The 18,952-nt window shown below is 68.2% G+C and carries 19 protein-coding genes and 1 tRNA gene; 14 read left to right on the forward strand and 6 right to left on the reverse strand.

All coding sequences use genetic code 11. From position 1 onward, the window contains the following. The 9 genes from ACFVIV_RS36530 to ACFVIV_RS36570 all read left to right on the forward strand — a co-directional run. On the forward strand, nt 1–1,108 hold a 1,108-nt coding region (locus tag ACFVIV_RS36530; protein WP_379204483.1), incomplete at its 5' end, for an FAD/NAD(P)-binding protein. Further along, nucleotides 1,105–2,679 carry an MFS transporter gene (locus tag ACFVIV_RS36535; RefSeq protein WP_379204485.1) on the forward strand — a complete coding sequence of 525 codons (1,575 nt, stop codon included), beginning with the start codon at nt 1,105–1,107 and terminating at the stop codon, nt 2,677–2,679. The genes ACFVIV_RS36530 and ACFVIV_RS36535, both read left to right, overlap by 4 nt. A gap of 31 nt (nt 2,680–2,710) precedes the next feature. Beyond that, nucleotides 2,711–3,817 carry a DUF3419 family protein gene (locus tag ACFVIV_RS36540; protein ID WP_379204486.1) on the forward strand — a complete coding sequence of 369 codons (1,107 nt, stop codon included), beginning with the start codon at nt 2,711–2,713 and terminating at the stop codon, nt 3,815–3,817. Between the two features lie 16 nt (nt 3,818–3,833). Continuing rightward, nucleotides 3,834–4,217, forward strand: a complete 384-nt coding sequence (locus ACFVIV_RS36545; RefSeq protein ID WP_379204488.1) for a hypothetical protein — start codon at nt 3,834–3,836, stop codon at nt 4,215–4,217. A gap of 13 nt (nt 4,218–4,230) precedes the next feature. Continuing rightward, nucleotides 4,231–5,169, forward strand: a complete 939-nt coding sequence (locus tag ACFVIV_RS36550; RefSeq protein WP_379204490.1) for an SGNH/GDSL hydrolase family protein — start codon at nt 4,231–4,233, stop codon at nt 5,167–5,169. A 2-nt stretch (nt 5,170–5,171) separates the two neighbouring features. Continuing rightward, nucleotides 5,172–6,419, forward strand: a complete 1,248-nt coding sequence (locus ACFVIV_RS36555; RefSeq protein WP_379204492.1) for an acyltransferase family protein — start codon at nt 5,172–5,174, stop codon at nt 6,417–6,419. 36 nt (nt 6,420–6,455) lie between these two features. Next, nucleotides 6,456–7,328, forward strand: coding sequence for an alpha/beta fold hydrolase (locus tag ACFVIV_RS36560; RefSeq protein ID WP_379204494.1), 873 nt, complete (start codon nt 6,456–6,458; stop codon nt 7,326–7,328). Further along, nucleotides 7,309–7,947 (forward strand): TetR/AcrR family transcriptional regulator, encoded by a 639-nt coding sequence (locus ACFVIV_RS36565; protein ID WP_379204496.1) that lies wholly within the window; start codon nt 7,309–7,311, stop codon nt 7,945–7,947. Before ACFVIV_RS36560 ends, ACFVIV_RS36565 begins: the two co-directional genes overlap by 20 nt. Nucleotides 7,948–7,958: 11 nt before the next feature. After that, entirely contained in the window at nt 7,959–8,654 is a 696-nt protein-coding gene (locus tag ACFVIV_RS36570; RefSeq protein WP_379204497.1) for an alpha/beta hydrolase, read from the forward strand. Here the strand turns inward: ACFVIV_RS36570 and ACFVIV_RS36575 are convergent. Both ACFVIV_RS36575 and ACFVIV_RS36580 read right to left on the reverse strand, forming a co-directional pair. Further along, on the reverse strand, nt 8,582–9,880 hold the full coding sequence (locus ACFVIV_RS36575) for a 2-hydroxycarboxylate transporter family protein (protein WP_379204499.1): 1,299 nt from the start codon (nt 9,878–9,880) through the stop codon (nt 8,582–8,584). The two genes, ACFVIV_RS36570 and ACFVIV_RS36575, sit on opposite strands and share 73 nt — an antisense overlap. A gap of 1 nt (nt 9,881) precedes the next feature. Further along, nucleotides 9,882–10,967, reverse strand: coding sequence for a tartrate dehydrogenase (locus ACFVIV_RS36580; RefSeq protein ID WP_379204501.1), 1,086 nt, complete (start codon nt 10,965–10,967; stop codon nt 9,882–9,884). A gap of 134 nt (nt 10,968–11,101) precedes the next feature. On the opposite strand from ACFVIV_RS36580, the gene ACFVIV_RS36585 reads away from it, so the two are divergent. Continuing rightward, nucleotides 11,102–12,016: a LysR family transcriptional regulator gene (locus tag ACFVIV_RS36585; protein ID WP_379204503.1), complete on the forward strand. Its 915-nt coding sequence runs from the start codon at nt 11,102–11,104 to the stop codon at nt 12,014–12,016. An 89-nt stretch (nt 12,017–12,105) separates the two neighbouring features. Further along, a complete protein-coding gene (locus tag ACFVIV_RS36590; RefSeq protein WP_379204505.1) occupies nt 12,106–12,636 on the forward strand; it encodes a hypothetical protein in 531 nt (176 codons plus the stop codon). Between the two features lie 33 nt (nt 12,637–12,669). Here ACFVIV_RS36590 and ACFVIV_RS36595 read toward each other — a convergent pair whose 3' ends face one another. The 4 genes from ACFVIV_RS36595 to ACFVIV_RS36610 form a co-directional block, all read right to left on the reverse strand. Continuing rightward, a complete protein-coding gene (locus ACFVIV_RS36595; RefSeq protein ID WP_379204507.1) occupies nt 12,670–14,328 on the reverse strand; it encodes an AMP-binding protein in 1,659 nt (552 codons plus the stop codon). Beyond that, nucleotides 14,325–15,230, reverse strand: coding sequence for an SDR family NAD(P)-dependent oxidoreductase (locus tag ACFVIV_RS36600; RefSeq protein WP_379204509.1), 906 nt, complete (start codon nt 15,228–15,230; stop codon nt 14,325–14,327). Before ACFVIV_RS36600 ends, ACFVIV_RS36595 begins: the two co-directional genes overlap by 4 nt. Then, a complete protein-coding gene (locus ACFVIV_RS36605; protein ID WP_379204511.1) occupies nt 15,227–15,859 on the reverse strand; it encodes a TetR/AcrR family transcriptional regulator in 633 nt (210 codons plus the stop codon). Before ACFVIV_RS36605 ends, ACFVIV_RS36600 begins: the two co-directional genes overlap by 4 nt. Nucleotides 15,860–15,983: 124 nt before the next feature. Continuing rightward, nucleotides 15,984–16,562 (reverse strand): TetR/AcrR family transcriptional regulator, encoded by a 579-nt coding sequence (locus ACFVIV_RS36610; RefSeq protein ID WP_379204513.1) that lies wholly within the window; start codon nt 16,560–16,562, stop codon nt 15,984–15,986. 84 nt (nt 16,563–16,646) lie between these two features. On the opposite strand from ACFVIV_RS36610, the gene ACFVIV_RS36615 reads away from it, so the two are divergent. The 3 genes from ACFVIV_RS36615 (at nt 16,647) to ACFVIV_RS36625 (ending at nt 18,799) form a co-directional block, all read left to right on the forward strand. Further along, nucleotides 16,647–17,390 (forward strand): SDR family oxidoreductase, encoded by a 744-nt coding sequence (locus ACFVIV_RS36615; protein WP_379204515.1) that lies wholly within the window; start codon nt 16,647–16,649, stop codon nt 17,388–17,390. A 329-nt stretch (nt 17,391–17,719) separates the two neighbouring features. After that, nucleotides 17,720–17,795, forward strand: a tRNA-Arg gene (locus ACFVIV_RS36620). Between the two features lie 83 nt (nt 17,796–17,878). After that, nucleotides 17,879–18,799: a helix-turn-helix domain-containing protein gene (locus tag ACFVIV_RS36625; RefSeq protein WP_379204517.1), complete on the forward strand. Its 921-nt coding sequence runs from the start codon at nt 17,879–17,881 to the stop codon at nt 18,797–18,799. Nucleotides 18,800–18,952: the final 153 nt, after the last annotated feature.

The following is an 18,952-nucleotide window of genomic DNA, read 5'->3' on the forward strand; positions in this document are numbered from 1 at the left end:
GACCGACGAGGTGGTCGGGGTGATCACCGGCATCGCCGAGCGGTGGCGGGTGGAATGCGCGAGCGGGCGGGCCTTCGAGGCCGGCCGGGTGGTCGTCTGCGTCGGCATGCTGCCGCAGGCCGACCCCTTCCCCGGAATCACCGGTGCACCCGGCTATTTCGCCGATCCGTGGCAGCTTCCGGAGCTCCCCGGCGACGCCCGGGTCGCGGTGCTCGGCACCCGGCTCACCGCCATCGACACCGTGCTGACGCTGGCCGCGCGCGGCCACGCCGGACCGGTGCTGCTGGCCTCGCGTTCCGGCCGGCTGCCGCGGCTGCGCGGCCCGGAGACCGCGGCGCCCGTTCCGAATGTGGAGGCGTGCCTGGGCGCGGCCGCCGCGGCGGGTGCGTTGCGGCTGCACGACTTCGGGCGCGCGCTCATGGCCGATATCGAGGCCGCCTCCGCCGAACCGCCGGACTGGTCGCAGGTGCGCGATGGCGGTCCGACCACCCGGAACCTGCTGGCCGAGGAGCTGGCCGAGGTCGAGGCGGGCATCGAGCGCGGCTGGCAGCAGGTGGTCAACGGGGCCTCCCCCACCCTGCTGCCCGCCTGGCAGTTGCTGGTCGACGCGGATCGGGCGGAGTTCTTCGCCGAATGGCTCACCCCGTTGCTGGTGCACGGCGCACCCATTCCGCCCGAGACCGCGCGCCGGCTGGTGACGGCCATGGACGCGGGGCGGCTGCGGGTGCGGGACGGGCTGCGCGGGGTCGAGCGCGAGGGTGACGGCTTCGTCGTGAACCTCGGTGACACAACCGAATCCGCCGATGTGGTGATCAATGCCACCGGGGCGGGCACCGATGCCGCCGCGCTGCGGACCCAGCCCCTGCTCGGCGGGCTCATCGATGCCGGGCTGCTGACGCCGCACCCGCTCGGCGGCGTGCGGGTGAACCTGTCGAGCTTCGAATCACTCGATGCCACAGGCACTCCGGTGCCCGGTCTGCACATCCTCGGCGACCTGGTCCGCGGCGCGGTGCTGGTGACCAACGATGTCATCGCGCTGTCCTTCCAGGCTGTCCTGCTCGCCACCGCATTGAGCACGAACAACGAAGAAGGGGTGCGACTTTCATGACAACCACACCGACGCGCGCCAAGGGGCCCGTCCTCGCGGTGCTCTGCCTGTGCGTCATCGCGATCTACATGGACGCGATGATCGTCAATCTCGCACTGCCCAGTCTGGTGCGTGAATTGGGTTCGAGCACCAGCGGATTGCAGTGGATCGTCGACGCCTACGCGCTCACCTTCGCGGCCCTGGTCCTGGTCGCGGGCAGTCTGGGCGACCGTTTCGGACGCCGCGGCATCCTGCTGGGCGGCCTGGTGGTGTTCACCGCCGCCACCGGCGTCGGCGCGCTGTGCGACACCACCGAACAGCTGATCGCCGCCCGCACGGTCATGGGTCTCGGCGCGGCGATGATCTATCCGTCGACGCTGTCGATCCTGACCAATGTCTTCGTCGAACGGAAGGAGCGGGCCGCGGCCATCGGCGTCTGGGGCGCGGTCTCCGGTATCGGCGTGGTGCTCGGCCCCATTGTCGGCGGCCTGCTGCTGGAACATTTCTGGTGGGGCAGTGTGTTCGTCGTCGTGGTGCCGGTGGGCGTGGTGTGCCTGGTGCTGGTCGCCCTGCTGGTGCCCGACTCCCGGGATCCGCACGGCCGCGGGCTCGACTTTCCCGGTCTCGTGCTGTCCACGGCCGGGCTGGGCGTGCTGGTGTACACCATTATCGAGGCGCCCGACCAGGGCTGGCTCGCGGCGCGCACCCTGCTCGGTTTCGCGGCCGCGGTGGTGCTGCTGGCCGGTCTGGTGTGGCGCGAGCTGACCGCCCGGCAGCCGATGCTCGATGTGCGGCTGTTCGGCAATCTGCGCTTCTCGGCGGCCTGCGGCATCATCACCATCACGTTCTTCACGCTGAACGGCTTCACCTTCCTGGTGACGCAGTACTTCCAGTTCCTGAAGTCCTATACGCCGCTCGGCGCGGGCGTGCGGCTCATCCCGGTCGCGGTGGCGATCATCATCGGCTCGGTGCTCGGCGGCAAGCTGGTGGTCAAGCTCGGCACCCGCGCGGTGGTGACCGCCGGCCTGATCCTGATGGGAATCGCCTACGCCTGGTTCGCCTTCGACGATGTGCAGACCGGCTACCCGATCATCGCGGCGCAGATGGTGGTGATCGGCCTGGGCATCGGCACGGTGGCGATTCCGGCCACCGAATCGATCATGGGCGTGGTGCCCGCCGCCAAGGCGGGCATCGGCTCGGCCATGAACGATGCCACCCGCCTGCTCGGCGGCGCGCTCGGCATCGCGGTGGTCGGCAGCGTGCACCACTCGATCTACACCGGTGAACTGCCCGACGGCAGCGTCACGAGCGTGTCCGCCACCGTCCTCGAGGCGGCCCGGGATTCGGTGGGCGCGGCGCTGCAGCAGGTGGCCGGGCTGCTCGCGGGCGGCCAGGCCGGACCGGCCGAGGCCCTGCGCATCGCCGTGCAGGAGGCGTTCCTGCGCGGATTCCAGATTTCCTGCCTGGTGGTGACGGGAGTGTGCGCGGTCGCGGCGGTCATCGCCGGCGCGCTGCTGCCGTCCTCGCCGCCACCGCCGCCGGTGACCGCGGCGGACCCCGAAACCGATCTGACGGATGCCGCGCAGGCGTGAGCCGCGCACGTCCGCGAAGGGTGAAAAGACTGTGACTACCGTAGAAAAGGCGATCGACCGATGGGTGCTCTACAGCACCTGTGACGAGGATTCCCGCTCCGAGATGCGGGCGCTGGAGATCACCGAGAACGACCATGTGCTGGCGGTGACCGGCAGCGGCTGCCGGGCGCTGAGCCTGATCGTGAACAATCCGCGCTCGGTCACCTCGATCGACAGCTCGGCCGGGCAGACCTATCTGCTCGAGCTCAAGCTGGCCGCGATCCGGCACTTCTCCTACGACACCCTGCTGGAATTCCTCGGGGTGGACGAATCCGCCGACCGCTGGCGGCTTTTCGAGGAGCTGAAGCCGCACCTGTCCGACGGCGCGGTCGCCTACTTCACACACTATCGCAAGGCGATAGTGAAGGGCGTGCTGCAAGCGGGCCGGCACGAACAGCTCTACGTGCGGCTGGTGGCCCCGGCCATGCGGGTGCTCTACGGCCGCGCCATGCGGGAACTGTTCGCCGCCACCGATATCCGGACCCAGCGCAAGATCTACCGTGAGAAGGTCGACGGCCTGTTGTGGCGCAGCATGATTCGCTACGGCTTCACCGAGCGCACCCTCAAGACGGTGCTCAACGACGACTCCTACAACGTGGTCACCGATGAGAAGTCGTGCGGCGATTACGTGCTGGAGCGGCTCGACCACACCTTCGAGAACCATCTCGCCGGTGAGAACGACTGGGTGTCGTTCATGTTCCACGGCCGCTACCCGCGCCGGGATGTGCTGCCGCACTATCTGCTTCGCGACAATGTCGCCGCCATTCGCGCCGCCACCACCGAGGTGAAGATCGTGCGCGGCGATCTGATGGACCGGCTGCGCGCACTGCCGGACCGGTCGGTGGACAAGTTCTCGCTCTCGGATGTGACCAGCTGCATCGATCGCGAGCAGTTCGCCACCCTCATGAAAGAGGTGGTGCGGGTGGCGGCGCCGGGAGCGCGCATCTGCTACCGCAACTTCCTGACCCGGCACACGCCCGCGCCGGAGCTGCTGCAGCTGCTGCACCGCGAGGACGAGCTGTGCGAGCAGCTGTATTTCGACGACCACGCCTTCGTGTATCGGTTCGAGATCTTCACCGTCGGTGCGGATCAGCGGTGAGCAGGCAGGAGCTGAAATGAGACGGTCCATCCTCCACACTCGCGCGCTGCGCGCGGCGATGGCCGCGGTCGCGGTGTGCGGCCTCGCGCTGGCGACCGCCGCCTGCGGCGGTGACGATTCCAGCAGCCCGGCGACCAGCAGCGTGCCCGTGACCACCAGCGTCGCGCCGACCACCACCAGCGCGCCGGCGACCTCCACCGCGGCGGTGGCGACCACCGTGTCGCCGGAACCGGCCGCGCCCGCGGAGCCCCCGCCCACCGTCCCCGCCGTCGCACCCGCGCCGCAGACCCAGGCGCCGCAGGCCACCCAGCCGCAGAATCCCGCGCCGCAACAGCCCAAGCCCGAGCCGCAAGCGCCGACGTTGCCCGAACCGGGCTTCGAACCGAGAGCCGGCTACTGATCAAAGGAAGATCATGACGAATTCGACCCGCGCCAGTGTGCTGGGCGCCGCCGCCGTCACCATGGCCGCGGCGCTGCTGTCCGCGCCCGCGCCGGACGCCGCCGCCGCGCCCGCCGATGGCGGCAAATCCGTTGTGGTGATGGGTGATTCCTTCACAGCCAATGGCGATATCGCGGCCGCGCTGGAGAACACCGCGCCCGGCGCCCAGCCGGACTGCTCGCACGGCCCCACCTCCTGGCCCACCCAGCTCGCGCAGGGCATGGGCCTGTGGGACAGCGGCGATTTCGCCGATGTGTCCTGCCGCGGCGCCTCGCTGGTGAGCGGACCCGGGTACACGCTGGTGCACGAGGCGCGCACCGCCGACGCCCAGGGCGCGTTCGGGCCGCGCACCAAGGCGGTGCTGATCCAGACCGGACTCAATGACTCCTGGGGCGACAACCAGGTGAAATTGCGCCAGACCCTGCTGAATTGCGTGCTCGATGTGATCCGCGGCTGCGGTCCCGAGGCCGCCGCGGAGGGCCGGGCGACCGACTACCGGGGCGTGGACACCGCCGAGTACGTGCGGCGCGCCCAACCGGTCGTCGATTACGTGCGGTATTACGCGCCCAATGCGCGCATCATCTTCGTCGGCTATCCGGAGATGAACGCACCCGGGGCACAGCAGTGGTGCATCAATGTGCTCGGCGTCGGCCAGATCGTGCAGCAGCGCGCGGGCTCGGCGATCCAGCTGTGGGATCGGGTGGACCTGGCGCAGCGGGAGGGCGCCGCCCGGCTCGGGGTCGAATTCTTCGATGCCAAGGCCGTCACCGCGGGCCACGGCCTGTGCAGCCCCGAGCCGTGGCTGGCCGGAATCCTGGACCCGGCAAGCGAATTGCTCGGCACCCCCGTGCATCCCTCGGCCCAGGGTGACGCCGTGGTGGCCGCCGGGCTGCAGCGGATGATCGCGGGCTGATCATGACCGGTGAGATCACCGCGGCGGCGCCGTCCGCGCCGCCCGTGCCCGGCGGCAAACGCCCCGCGCTGCCGTCGCTCACGGGCGCGCGGTGGTGGGCGGCGTTCGCGGTGTTCGTACTGCACGCGCTGGTGTTCCTGCCGGTGTATCCGTTCCAGAAGTCGGAGCTGTTCCGGCAACTGCATCAGGCGATTCCGATGCAGTTGGGCGCGGCCGGCGTCACGTTCTTCTTCGTGCTGTCCGGCTTCATCATCTACTGGTCCTTCACGCCTGGCAGTTCGGTGGGCCGGTTCTACTGGCGGCGGGTGCTCAAGATCTATCCGACGCATCTGGCGGCGGCCGCGGTATTCATCCTGGCCGCCTCGGTGCCGCTGCACCGCATGGTGGTGTGGGTGCCGAACCTGCTGCTGGTGCACACCTGGGTGCCGAAGTGGACGACGGTCGGCGGGCTCAATGTGCCGTCCTGGTCGCTGGGCGCGGAAATCCTGTTCTACGGCAGCTTTCCGCTGCTGCTGCCGCTGATTTCGCGCATCGGCAGCGCACGGTTGTGGTGGTGGCTGGGCGGGCTGCTGGTGTTCATCCTGCTGCTGCACACGGCCTACTACCTGGGGACGCCCGGACCCAAGGGCATCGAGAACGCCTTCGCTCCGCGCCTGGTACCGGGTGAGGACTCGCCGTACTACGAGTTGCATGCCTCGCAGGCGTGGTTCCGGCAGCCCGATATCCCGGTGCCGCAGTCGTATTGGCTCAGCTACTACTTCCCGCTCTCGCGGCTGCCGGAGTTCTATCTCGGCGTGCTGGCCGGGCGGCTGGTGCTGGAGGGCCGCTGGCGGCTGACGAATATCCGCGCGCCGCTGGCCGCGCTGACGCTCGCCTACCTGGCCACCTGGGTGGTCCCGGTGAACTACAAGATGTCGGCGCTGCTGGTCGGCCCCATGGTGGCGGTGGTGGCCACCTTGGCCGCACGCGATCTGGCCGGTATCCGCGGACTGAATTCCAGTGCCACCATGGTGTGGTTCGGAAAGATCTCCTACGCCTTCTATTTGATCCAGTTCCCGGTCATGGTCCTGATCACCCGATGGTTCATCGGCGGGCATCGATTCGGCTTCCTCGGCTGGCTCGGGTTCGCCACGCTGAGCCTGGTGGCGGCGACGGCCATGGCGGCCTTGCTCTTCCACTGGCTCGACGAGCCATTGATGCGCAGGTTCGCGGGTCGGCGCGCCGCGGCCGGGCCGGCATCACCTTCTTGACCGCGCCCGTTCCCAGACACCGAAGTGAGGAGAAATATGGCTCTCAGTCCATCTCTCGGCCAACCGCACGAAATCGAGCTGCCCGGCGGCACGATTCGCTACTACGAGGCCGGATCCGGCGCGCCGGTGGTGTTCGCGCACGGGCTGCTGGTCAATGCCAACCTGTGGCGCAAGATGGTGCCCGATATCGCGGCGGCCGGCCATCGCTGCCTGACCCCGGACTGGCCGCTGGGCGCGCATTCGATTCCGGTGCCCGAGGCCGATCTGACGCCGACCGGGCTGGCCGACATGATGGCCGCGTTCCTGGAACGGCTCGATCTCACCGATGTCACCCTGGTGGCCAATGACACCGGCGGCGCCATCGCTCAGATCATGCTCAGCCGCAGCACCGAACGGGTCGGCCGGGTGGTGCTGGCCTCGGTGGACTGCTACGAGCGGTTCCTGCCGCCGCCGTTCAATCTGCTGCCGCCGCTGGCGCACATTCCCGGATCGATCCGGCCGCTCACCGAATTGCTGCGCATTCGCGCCCTGCATCCGCTGCCGGTGGCGCTGGGGTGGGTGGCCAAACACCAGGTGCCCTACGAGATCGTCGACAGCTATCTGCTGCCGAGCCGCAATTCGGCGGCCATTCGCGCCGATCTGCGCCGCTTCCTCAAGACCGCCGATCGCAAGTACACCCTCGACGCCGCAACGAGATACGCGAAGATCGACGTGCCCGTGCTGCTCGCCTGGGCGCGCGAGGACAAGTTGTTCCCGGCCCGCCTGCCCGAGCGGCTCGCCGCGGAGCTGCCCGACGCGACGCTGCAATGGATCGACGATTCCTACACCGCCAGCCCCGAGGACCAGCCGGAGTTGCTCACCAGGATGATCCTGGAGTTCACTCGGTCACATGACCAACCGGCGCAGTAGCCACGAAAAGCGTTCGCTTACTACACGACTCGCACTGGAATCGGCCGCGCGCCTGCTCTTCGCCGAACACGGCTTCACCGCCGTGTCGGCGGATCAGATCGTCGCCGCCGCGGGTGTCACGCGCGGCGCACTGCAATATCAGTACGGCGACAAGCGCGGCTTGTTCCTCGCGGTGCTCGAACAATTGGAACGGGAGAACAGCGCGGAGATAGCCGCGGCGACCGCGGCCGCACCGAATCCGGACGATCCGGTCGCCACGATCGAGATCGCCCTGCTGACATTCCTGGACATCTGCCTGCGCCCGGAGATGGCGCGGATCGCGCTCAGCGACGGTCCCGCCGTGCTCGGCCGGCAGGCGTGGCGGGAGTTCGAGATACGCCACGGTCTCGGCCTGGTCGCCTCCCATCTGGAGGCGGCCCGCGCCGCGGGGCGCCTGGCCGACATCGACATCACCGTCCTGGCCCAACTTCTGCTCAGCGCGATCACCGAAGCGGGCCTGATCGTCGCGAGCGCACCCGATCCGATCCTGGCCCGCGACCGCGCCCTGCGGGCGCTGATGGCGATCGTGTGCGGGGTCGTCATCAGCGAGGCCACCGTGACCGGGGTGGGAGGTTCCTGAAAGGACTGACTGTGTTTTTCGACGGCGCCGACGGCCGCATGAACTACCGAATCTGGCGCGCCGCCGCCGAACCGGCCGCCGTGCTGGTCTTCCTGCACGGCATCGGCCAGTGCAGTGCGGACTACCACCGCTTCGGGCGGGCGATGGCGCGCGGCGGCATCGAAGTCTGGGGCCTCGACCATCCCGGACACGGACTCAGTGAGGGCGCGGCCGGCGCCATGCCCCCACTGCCGGTGCTGGTCGCCAATGCCGAGATCATCCTGTCCATGGCGCACGCGGCCCACCCGCATCTCCCGCTGGTGCTGGCCGGGCACTCCCTCGGCGCGGGCACGGCGCTATTGACCATGCACGAGTTCGGCATTCCCGCCCGGCACGTGCGCGGGCTGGCGCTCACCGGCACCCCGTCCCGGGACGTGATCATGAAACTGCCCCCGCCCGCGGCGCCGGTCCTGCTGATGCACGGCGCCGAGGACCGCATCGCGGCCATCGAGCCGGTCCGCCACTGGTCGTCCCGCTCGGCCGCCATCGAGTTCCACGAATTCCCCAACAGCGGCCACGACCTGCTGCACGAACCCGGCTATCGCGACATCCAGGCGCTGATAACGGAATTCACACTCTCCGTCGGCCGGACCGCTCAGTGGACCACTCGGATCAGCCAGGCCGCGAAGATCACCGTGGACACGCCGCCGATACGGGTGGAGATCTGAGCGAAGGGCATGAGGACCATGCGGTTGGCAGCGGAGAGGATGGCCACGTCACCGGTGCCGCCCAGGCCGCTGTGGCAGACGGTGACCAGAGCGGCGTCGACCGGGTACATGCCGATGGCGCGGCCGATGAGAAATCCGGTGGCCGCCATGGACAGGACGACCGCCGCGCAGGCCAGGACGTAGCCGGGGGTCAGGACTCCGAGGACATTGGCCAGCGGGAGGTACAGCATGCCGAGGCCGATCATGGTCGGGTAGATGAAATAGCGGGAGATGATCGAATAAACCGCTCGCACATCGGCTTCCGCCTCGGCGGGGAACAGGTCGAACAGCTTGCACAGCACCGAGAGGATGATCACCAGTACCGGGGCCGGTAGCGGGATGATCAATTCCAGGAGGGTGGCGAGAACGAACAAGCCGGTGATGGTGAGCACGCCGAAGGCGTAATTCGGTTCGCGCGCAGCGGTTTCGGCCGGGCTCGCCGAGAGCGCCGGGTCCGGCGATTTCACCAGTTGCCCGCCGCCGTCCAGTGCGGGGCGGCGCTCGCCGAGGCGGCGGAGCAGGCCCGCGGTGATGATGGCGACGATATTGCCGATAATGGCGGCCGGGATCAGTTCGGCCACATAGCTTCCCGGTTCGCCGCCGCGGGCCGCGGCATAGGCGGAGGAGAGCGGGATGACGCCCTCGCCGATGCCGCCGCCGATGATCGGCACCACGATGTAGAACAGGGCGCGATGGAAGTCGTAGCCGAAGGCCATGGCCGTGCCGAGACCCGCGGCCACCGCGACCGTGGTGCCGGCGATCAGCGGCGGGAAGATGCGGACCAGGCCGCCGACCATGAGTCGGCGGCTCATGCCCAGGATGCTGCCGACCACCAGGGTGCTGATCACGAAGTACAGCCAATTCGCCTGCTTCATCAGCACGGTGACCGCATCGAGGGTGTTCTGCTCGAATGCGCCCAGGTACACCAGAATCGACGGCACCATGAGGCAGACCAGCGCGCCGCCACCGATTTTCGAGACGATCGGCAGGCGGTTGCCGAGCGGTCCGAGCAGCGTGCCGAGCCCCACGATCACCGCCAGGCCGCCGATCATGTTCTCCGGGACGGCGTCGCAGAGGCCCGCGAGCAGGACGATGGCGGTGAGTCCCACCGGAACGATCAGCGGGACCCCGTCGAGCCGTGGCAGCCCGCGCCGGAAGGTCTGCCCGGTCTTGTCTTTCAGGCTCATGTCAACTCGCAGTGTGTTCCAGGCGGGCGCGGATCGCCTTGCCGAGCGATTCGGTGGTGCCGACGCCGCCCATGTCCGGCGTCAGTGCGGCATGTCCTTGTGCGAGCACCGATTCCGCCGCGGACAACACCGCGGCGGCGGCCTCGTGCTCGCCGAAATGGTCCAGCATCATCGCGCCGCTCCAGATCTGGCCGATCGGATTGGCGACGCCCTGTCCGGCGATATCGGGCGCGGAGCCGTGCACCGGTTCGAACAGGGAAGGAAACCGGTTCTCCGGGTTGATGTTTCCGCTCGGCGCGATGCCGATGGTGCCGGCGCAGGCCGGACCCAGGTCGGACAGGATGTCGCCGAACAGGTTGCTGGCCACCACCACGTCGAACCAGTCGGGGTGCAGCACGAAGTTCGCGGTCAGGATGTCGATGTGGAATTTGTCGACCGCGACCTCCGGGAAGGCGGTGGCCACGGCGGCGACCCGCTCGTCCCAGTAGGGCATGGAGATGGAGATGCCATTGCTCTTGGTCGCCGAGGTCAGGCGCTTTCGCGGCCGGCGCTGGGCGAGTTCGAAGGCGTAGTGCAGGATGCGGTCGACGCCGGTGCGGGTCATGACCGTCTCCTGGATGACGGTTTCGCGGTCGGTGCCCTCGAAGATGCGGCCGCCGATGCTGGAGTACTCGCCCTCGGCGTTCTCGCGGACGACGTAGAAGTCGATATCGCCCGGCGCGCGACCGGCGAGCGGGCTCGCCACGCCGGGCAGCAGCCGCACCGGGCGCAGGCTCACGTATTGATCGAAGTGCCGCCGGAATTGCAGCAGGCTGCCCCACAGCGAGATGTGGTCCGGAACCACCTCGGGCCAGCCGACAGCGCCGAAGAAGATGGCGTCGAAGCGTCGCAGTTCATCGATCCAGCCGTCCGGCAACATTTTTCCGAAAGCGAGGTAGTAGTCGGCATTCGCATAGTCGAACTGCTCGAATTCGAGGGTGAAGTCGAACGCGGCGGCCGCGGCGCGGAGAACCCGCAGTCCCTCCGGCACGACTTCCTTGCCGATCCCGTCACCCGGAATGACCGCGATGCGATATTTTGCGCCCATCGTGCCGAACCTCCTTCGCGCCTACCATGTTTACGCTGTGCGATGGATCACAACGGTAGGCTGCGATATCTCGGCGGCGATAGCGCGGAACGCGCAAAAGACTCTTTCCGACTCGGAAACAACCAGGAGGTCCGGTGCGCGGCGGTCTCAGTGACGATGTGCTGTTCTTCGATATCCTGGCGCGCTGCCGCAGCCTCACCGAGGCCGCGCGCGAGTTCGGCGTCTCGGTGTCTGCGGTCAGCAAACGGCTGGCGCACATCGAATCCCGGCTCGGCGTCCCGCTCATCCAGCGCACCACCAGGCGGCTGACCCTCACCCCCGAGGGCCGCCGCTATGCCGCGGGCGCGGCGGCGATCGCGGCACAGCTGGAAGAACTCGAGGACTCCATCTCCGAACAGCACGACGAACTGCGCGGCCGCGTCCAGGTGCGCTCGACCATCGGGCTGGGCCGGGCGCATATTGCCGAACTGCTCGCCGAATTCGTTGCCGCGCATCCGAAGATCCATATCGATCTGGAGCTGTCCTCGACACCGCTCAATATCGCGGGCACCGGATTCGATATCGATATCCATGTCGGCGCACTGCACGATTCCCGGCTCACCACCACGCGATTGTGCCGGAATCGCCGAATCGTGTGCGCGTCACCGGAATACGTGCAACGCCACGGTCTGCCCGCCGAGCTCACCGAATTGGAGCAGCACAATTGCATTGTGCTGAAGGAGAACGACAGCGACTATTCGCTCTGGCGATTCGCTCCCGACGGAACGGAAACCGCCGTCCGGGTGGCCGGCAACCTAGTCAGCAACGACGGCGATGTCATCACCCGCTGGTGCCTGGAAGGCCGCGGCCTGATCATGCGCTCCCTCTGGCATGTCGGCCCGCTGCTGCACACCGGAACCCTGATCCAGGTCCTGCCCGCCATCCCGACCCCCAGCGCCGACATCCACGCCGTCTACGCGGCCTCCCCCGCACTCCCCCGCCGCACCCGCGCCGTCATCCACCACTTGAAACACGGCCTGCAGGAACGCATTCCCGCCCCGCAGCCGTGATGGCGGCGGCTTAATTGGACTTGCATCACGGCCAGGAAACGCAATACTGATCCGCGAGATCAACGCCGCACCGGAATACGGGGGAAACAATGTCGATACGAAGCTGGTTCGCCGTCGCCACGATCGCGACCGCGGTGCTGGTCAGCGGTTGTGGGAGTTCGACGACCACGACCAGCTCCCCGAAGACGTCGCCCGGCAGCTCGGTCGCCGCCTCGACCACGGCCAAGACATCGACCGCGCCGGCGGCTCCGCTGCTGAACCGGCGTGCCGGCAATGGCGAGGTCGTGCAGGAGAACGGCCTGGTGGGTTCGGGAATCCTGACCATCGTCAACGACAACAGCGCGGACTACGCCATCGTGGTGACCAATGGCGACCCCAAGAACCCGCAGGCCACGATCTACGTGCAGGGCAATTCCCAGGCCACGCTCAATGGCATCGCGGGCACCTATTACGTCTATCTGAAGTCAGGCGTCGACTGGGATCAGGCCACGCTCAACTTCACGCGCGATCGCGACTTCTCCAAGTTCGACGACCCGTTCGACGCGGACAGCGACTGGGAGATCGAGCTGAAGCCGTCGATCGGCGGCAATGCCAGCACCAGCGACGTACCCGCGTTCTGACCCACGGGTTTTCGCGGTTCCGGTGGCCGTCGCTCAGGCAGCGCCGGAAGGATTCACGGTTCCGCGCAATGCCTTCCGGTCGACCTTGCCGGTGGCATTGCGTGGAATCTCCGGGACGAGGGTGATGTCGCGCGGGCGCTGATATCGGGCGACCTTGTCGTGCAGGAAATCTCGAAGCTCGCCCGGGTCGAGTTGATGTCCCGGGGCGAGCACCGCGAATACGGCCAGTCGCTGGCCGTATTCCGCGTCGTCCACGCCGATCACCGCGACCTCGGCCAAGGCCGGATGGTCCGCCAGGACGTACTCCACTTCCTGCGGATACACGTTCTCGCCGCCGGAGACGATCATGTCGTCCTCCCGGCCCACCAGGAACAACCGCCCGCCGGCGTCCAGATAGCCCATGTCGCCGCTGCTGATCCGTCCGTCCACCCGATCCTTGTTGCCGCCGCCGGAGTAGCCGGAGAAACCGAGATCACCGCCGACGAAGATGCGGCCGACCGCCCACGGCGGCAGTTCACGCCCCGCCTCGTCGAGAATGCGCACTTCCACGCCGGTCACCGGGCGGCCCACCGTACCGGGCGCGACCCGCAGATCCGCCGGGGTGGCCAGTGCGCCTATGCCGACTTCCGAAGAGCCGTAACCGTTGTAGAGCACCTCACCGAAGACGGCGGTGAATTCCCGCGCCAGCGCGGGGCTCAACGGCGCCGCCCCCGACAGCGCCACCCGTAGCGACGACAGGTCGTACCGCCGCCGAGTCGCGTTGGGCAGAGCCAGGATTCGCTGCATCATCACCGGCACCCCGGCGAACATGTCCACCCGATGCCCGGCAATCGCCGCCAGCGCGGCCTCGGCGTCGAAATGCCTGTGCATCACCAGCTTTCCACCCAGCGCCAGCCCGAGCAGCAGCACACCCAGACCGAATCCATGGAACATCGGTATACCGACCGCGATCACACTGCCGGTCCGCAGCCCGGTCCGGTGCAGGATGCTCGCCGCGGTACCGGCGATCATGGACAGACCCGGCCGGCGCGGCACCCCCTTCGGCGTACCGGTCGTCCCGGAGGTCAGAATCACCAAGCGCCCCACCGGCATCCGCCCCAACGACCGATACCCGCGCCGCACCCACCCGTCCACCGTGACCGATCCGCCCGGCGCACGGCCCTCGGCCGGTTCGGCTCGGGTGGCGGCGAAGGCGAGCACGAGCGGACCGGTGTAGCCGGCCGCGCGCAGCGCGGCCTCGAATTCGGCGTCGCAGATGATCACCCGCATTTCGTGGCGCGCCAGCGAGCGGCGTAGGGCCTCGCTGTGGAAGTCGGTGTTGAGCAGGACCACGTCGGCGCCGGTCGCCATCACGCCCAGCAGGCCGGCGACGGCGTAGCGGCTGTTGCGGCACATGACCGCGACCGCGGTGCCGGTGCCGGCGGCGAATTCGTGGTGCAGGCCGCTCGCGACGGCGTCGATCCAGGATGCGAGGTCGGCGTAGGTGAGGGCGCCGAGGTCGTCGACGAGGGCGACGCGGTCCGGCCAGCGGGCGGCCGACAATGCCGCCAGCAGTGGGGCGTTCGGGGATTTCGCGGCGAGTGCGCGGCCCATCCGGAATGCGGACCGGGGGTCCACCGGGCGTAGCAGCCGGGACTTGGTCAAGGCGGTGCCGACCGCGAGTCCGGTTTCCAGCATCGTGGTCGCTTTCACCGCGGGCTCCCCGCGGTCGCGGCGTCGGTGTCGCGGGTGACACGCGCCCAGACCCGCATGAAGGCGTCCAGCGGTCCGGGCAGCGCCGCGGACATCACGTCGGCGGGCCACACCCACCAGGGGGCAATCGAGCGGGGCTGCCGGACTACGGCTCTGGCGACGATATCGGCGGCCTCGGCCGGGTACAGGCCCGGCAGTACGCGCATGATCGGGGTCGGGGCGCTCATCCGCGTGTAGATCAAGGCCATGTAGACCGTGGACACGGTGACGCCGTCGGCGCGCAATTCCGGTGCCACACTGCGCAGCCAGACGTCGAAGGCGCCCTTGGAGGCTTGATACGCGCCCCAGCGCGGGCCCGGCGCGATCCGGACGCCGATGGTGGAGATGTTCACGATGTGCCCGCGCCCGGCCTCGCGCATGGGCGGCAGCAGGCCCAGCAGCAGCCGGATCGGGCCCAGATAGTTGACGCCGATGGTGCGCTCGAAATCGTGGAACCTGTCGTATTGCAGGTGCAGTGAGCGGCGCATGGATTTGCCGGCATTGTTGACGATCACATCCAGCGCGCCGTGCCGTTCGGTAATGGCTTTCGCGAGCTCCCCGGCCGCCACCTCGTCGGTGAGGTCCGCCGGATACGCGAAGGCTGTGCCACCCGCCGAATTTATTTCCGCGGCAAGCGCTTCCAGCCGCTCGGCGGTGCGCGCCACCAGCAGCACGGTCGCCCCGGCCGCGGCGAGTTCGCGGGCGGTGGCCTCGCCCAGCCCGTACGAGGCGCCCGTCACCAGCACGGTCTTGCCGGACACACTGCGCCCCAATGCTTCCGCGTCCCGCAACCGCGCCGGATTCACCACCCGGTCCAGGGCTCGTCGCGCCAGATCGGCGGCCGGATGAACGACATTGTTCATGCTTGTCTCTCCTGCTCCCCCGGGCTCCGCAGGCCCGCCGTGAACGTGCGCGCCGTGAAACGCACGGTCTCTTCCCATTTGTGGGCGTGCAGGTAGTGGCGCACGCTCGTGAAGTGATCGGCCAGCCCGGTCATAACCGCCCACAGCATGGTCACCACCAGACCCGGATCCACCTCCGCCGCCGTGGATTCCGCGATGCGCAATCGATCGACCGTCCGCAACACCAGGTCGTAGATCCGGGCGGCGGCCACGAGCAGTTGCCCGCCCACCTCCCGCTCCAGCTCGACCTCACCCGCGAGCACCGCCCAGATATTGAGCTCCTGCCCGTAGACCCGGTACATCTCGAGATATTCGGTGCACATGGCGACGAACAGATCCTCCGCGTCGTCGCACTCCGCGCACAGCGGTTCCACCTTGTCGGCGAATTCCGCCAGTCGCGCCGCGTACAACGCCGCGTACAGCGCCTCCTTGGTCGCGAAGTAGGTGTACACCGTGCCGGGACTGATCCCGGCCCCCTTGGCGACATCGCGCATCTGCAGGGCCGCATACCCCCGGTCGGTCAGCAACCGCCGCCCGGCCTCGAGAATGTCGACCCGCCGAGCCTCCCGGTCACCCCACTTCGTGGCCATCTACCTGCCATTCTGAACACGGTTCAAATTGAACACGGTTCAGAATGCGCCCGCCGGCAACGCCTGTCAAGGACGGCGTTGCCGCCATCCGGCCCGAATCGCCTGCCGCACATCGCGGCGGCCCTCAGGGGAAGGTGGCCATGACCAGGTCGACGGCGCGGTTCAGTTCCGCGGCCGTGGCGCCGCCCGCCGCCTGGACCGCGAGACCGTAGGTGGTCGCCCAGATCGATCGGGCGAGGGCGTCGGGATCGATGTCCGCGGGGAGCTCGCCCGCGGCGCGAGCACGGTCGAAACGGTCCCGGAGCTTGGTGTGCGCCGCCTGCCGCCGGGCCGCCAATTCCGTACGCACCGAGGCGCTTCCGGGCCCGGTGGCCAAAGCGCCCTGGACGAACAGGCAACCGCGCGGTTCCGATGTGGTGAGCGCGACCGCACCGCGCATGAGCGATTCGGCCGTGGCGCGGGCCGTCGGCTCGGCGTAGGCGCGGCCGACATATCCGGCGGGTCCCGTCTCATAGCGATCGACCGCCCGCAGGAACAAGGCTTCCTTGTTGCCGTACGCGGCATACAGGCTGGGCCGGTTGATGTTCATCGCCGCGGTCAGGTCGGACAGCGCGGTGCCCTCATAGCCCTGCCGCCAGAAGACCCGCATGGCGCGCTCGAGCCGCTCATCGATATCGAACTCGCGTGGTCGTCCAGTGGTCACCGTTCTCCTTTTGCCTTTCTGTACCGATGAGTATATTACTGGATGAGTTCCATACCTTTCAGTACACAATGAGTGGAGACTCGGATGAACATCTCGCTGGACGGCAAGGTCGCACTGGTGACCGGCGGATCACGCGGCCTCGGAGCGGCGATCGCCAAGGCGCTCGCCGCGGCCGGAGCCGATGTGGCGATCAGCTCGACGTCCTTGTCCGGCAAGGCTTCCGAGGTCGTGAGCGAGATCGAGGGCCTGGGCCGGCGGGCGCGCGCATACCGCGCCGACCAATCCGATCCGGCGCAGGTCGCCACGCTGATCGAGTCGGTCGTCGCCGATTTCGGCCGCCTGAACGTGCTCGTCAACAACGCCGGCGTCATCGAAACCGGAACACTCGGCGAGGTCGCCCCCGACCACCGCAACCCGGTCTACGACGTCAACCTGGGCGGAGTCGTCAGCGCAACCCGCGCCGCCGCCGCGGTCCTCGCCGACGAGGGCCGCATCATCACCATCGGCTCCACCCTGTCCGAACGCTCCGGCACCCCCGGCGTGGCCGACTACGCCGCCTCCAAGGCCGCCGTCATCGGCTACAGCAAAGGCGCGGCACGCGACCTGGCGCCCCGCGGAATCACCGTCAACGTCATCCAGTCCGGCGCCTTCGCCACCGACATGAACCCCCCGGACGGCCCCACCTCCGACATCCAGCGCTCCTGGAACCCCATGGGCCGCTACGGAAAACCCGAAGAACTAGCGGCCGGCGTGGTCTTCCTCGCCAGCCCCTCCGCCTCCTACATCACCGGCGCCGTCCTCACCATCGACGGCGGCGCCCTGGCCTGATAATTCGGTTTCCCAGCCGAGTCCACGGTGCTACCTTCGATACACACCCCAACCGACACCACCGGGAAGGCCGATCTCATGTACGGGCAGCTCCGCAACCAGCGTCAGCGCTGGATCGACGGCGCCCGCACGTCCGGCGCCCTCCTCGTCGTACCCGGCTTCCTCCGTCAGCGAATTCGCAGCGGTCCGTAAAGGTCTACGTCCCAGACCCTCAGGGCCGCATCCGGCGATACGCCTCGGAGCGGCCCTTTTTCATACCCGATCCCAACCACCCCCCGCGCGTCTCAATGACGAGTAGATGTCAACGGCGACATCAGCGCGGGGGTCACATGCCCGTAGCTCAGCGGAGAGAGCGCTTCGTTGCGAACGAAGAGGCCGGAGGTTCGATTCCTCCCGGGCATACCACCTTTCAATCGATGATTCATGATTCATGGTGTGAACGTCCAGTCTTGACTCGAGTGAATCGATCTGATTCGATCTGAATCATCATGGTTCCAGTGAATCGACCCGCGGAGGGCACGACTGCGGCGGCAGAGACCGCCGCGGATTCGGCTGCGCGCCAGTCGCATCCGCGGCAGCAGTTGGCTGCCGAGTTGCGCAGGCTGCGGGGGGTCGCCGGGATCTCGGGGCGGGAGTTGGCCAAGCGGGTCGGAATCAGTCAGTCGACGCTGTCGCGGATCGAGGCCGGCCATGCGGTTCCGCCGCTACCGCAGGTGCTCGACTGGGCAGAGGCTGTTGGGGCGGAACAAGATTCTCAGCAGTTGCTGCGCACGCTCACCGAAGCGGCGCACTCGCCCGAGGTGCAGGACTGGGCGGCCTCACTCGCCGACCGCGCGCATTTGCAGGACGACGTCCGGGCATTCGAGGAAGACGCACAAGTGGTGCGGAACTTCCAGCCCACGCTGGTGCCGGGTCTGCTGCAGACCGCGGACTACGCCCGCCGGGTGTTCGCCACCTTCGATCCGCCCTATACGGACGAGGCGCTGGCGGCCGCGCTGGCCGCGCGCTTGGATCGCCAGCGTGTGTTGTACGACCCCGCGAAGCGCTTCGAATTCTTGATTACCGAAGCGGCCCTGCGGTTTCGGCCCGGACCGCATCGCATGCTGCTCGCGCAATTGGACCGGATCATTTCGATCGAGACCCTCGATACGGTCAGCATCGGGATTATTCCGCAGGATATCGAGGCGAGCACAACGATTCCGCACGGTTTCGTCATCTATGAGAACGAGGACCACGCGCTCGCCTCCGCGGAACCGATCCCCGGAAGCATGGTTACGCGCGGTCCTGAACTCGTCGACGCCCATCGCCGCCGCTGGGCGGCCTTGACTCGAATGGCGGTGTTCGACAGCGATGCTCGGGAATTTCTCGCCGAACTCCGGGACGAAATACACCGCATCGCAACACATTGACCTGATTCCAGCGGCCGCACGAGGGGTCGGCCGCACGTGGGGTGGTGGGGGGGGGGGGGGGCGGGGGGGGGCCCCCCCCCCCCCCCGCCCCCCCCCAAGAAAAAAAACGCCCCCCCCCCCCCCCGGAAAGAAAAGACCCCAGCGAGGATGGAA

It is taken from the genome of Nocardia sp. NPDC127526, from assembly GCF_042672265.1.
In the GTDB taxonomy this organism is placed as follows: domain Bacteria; phylum Actinomycetota; class Actinomycetes; order Mycobacteriales; family Mycobacteriaceae; genus Nocardia.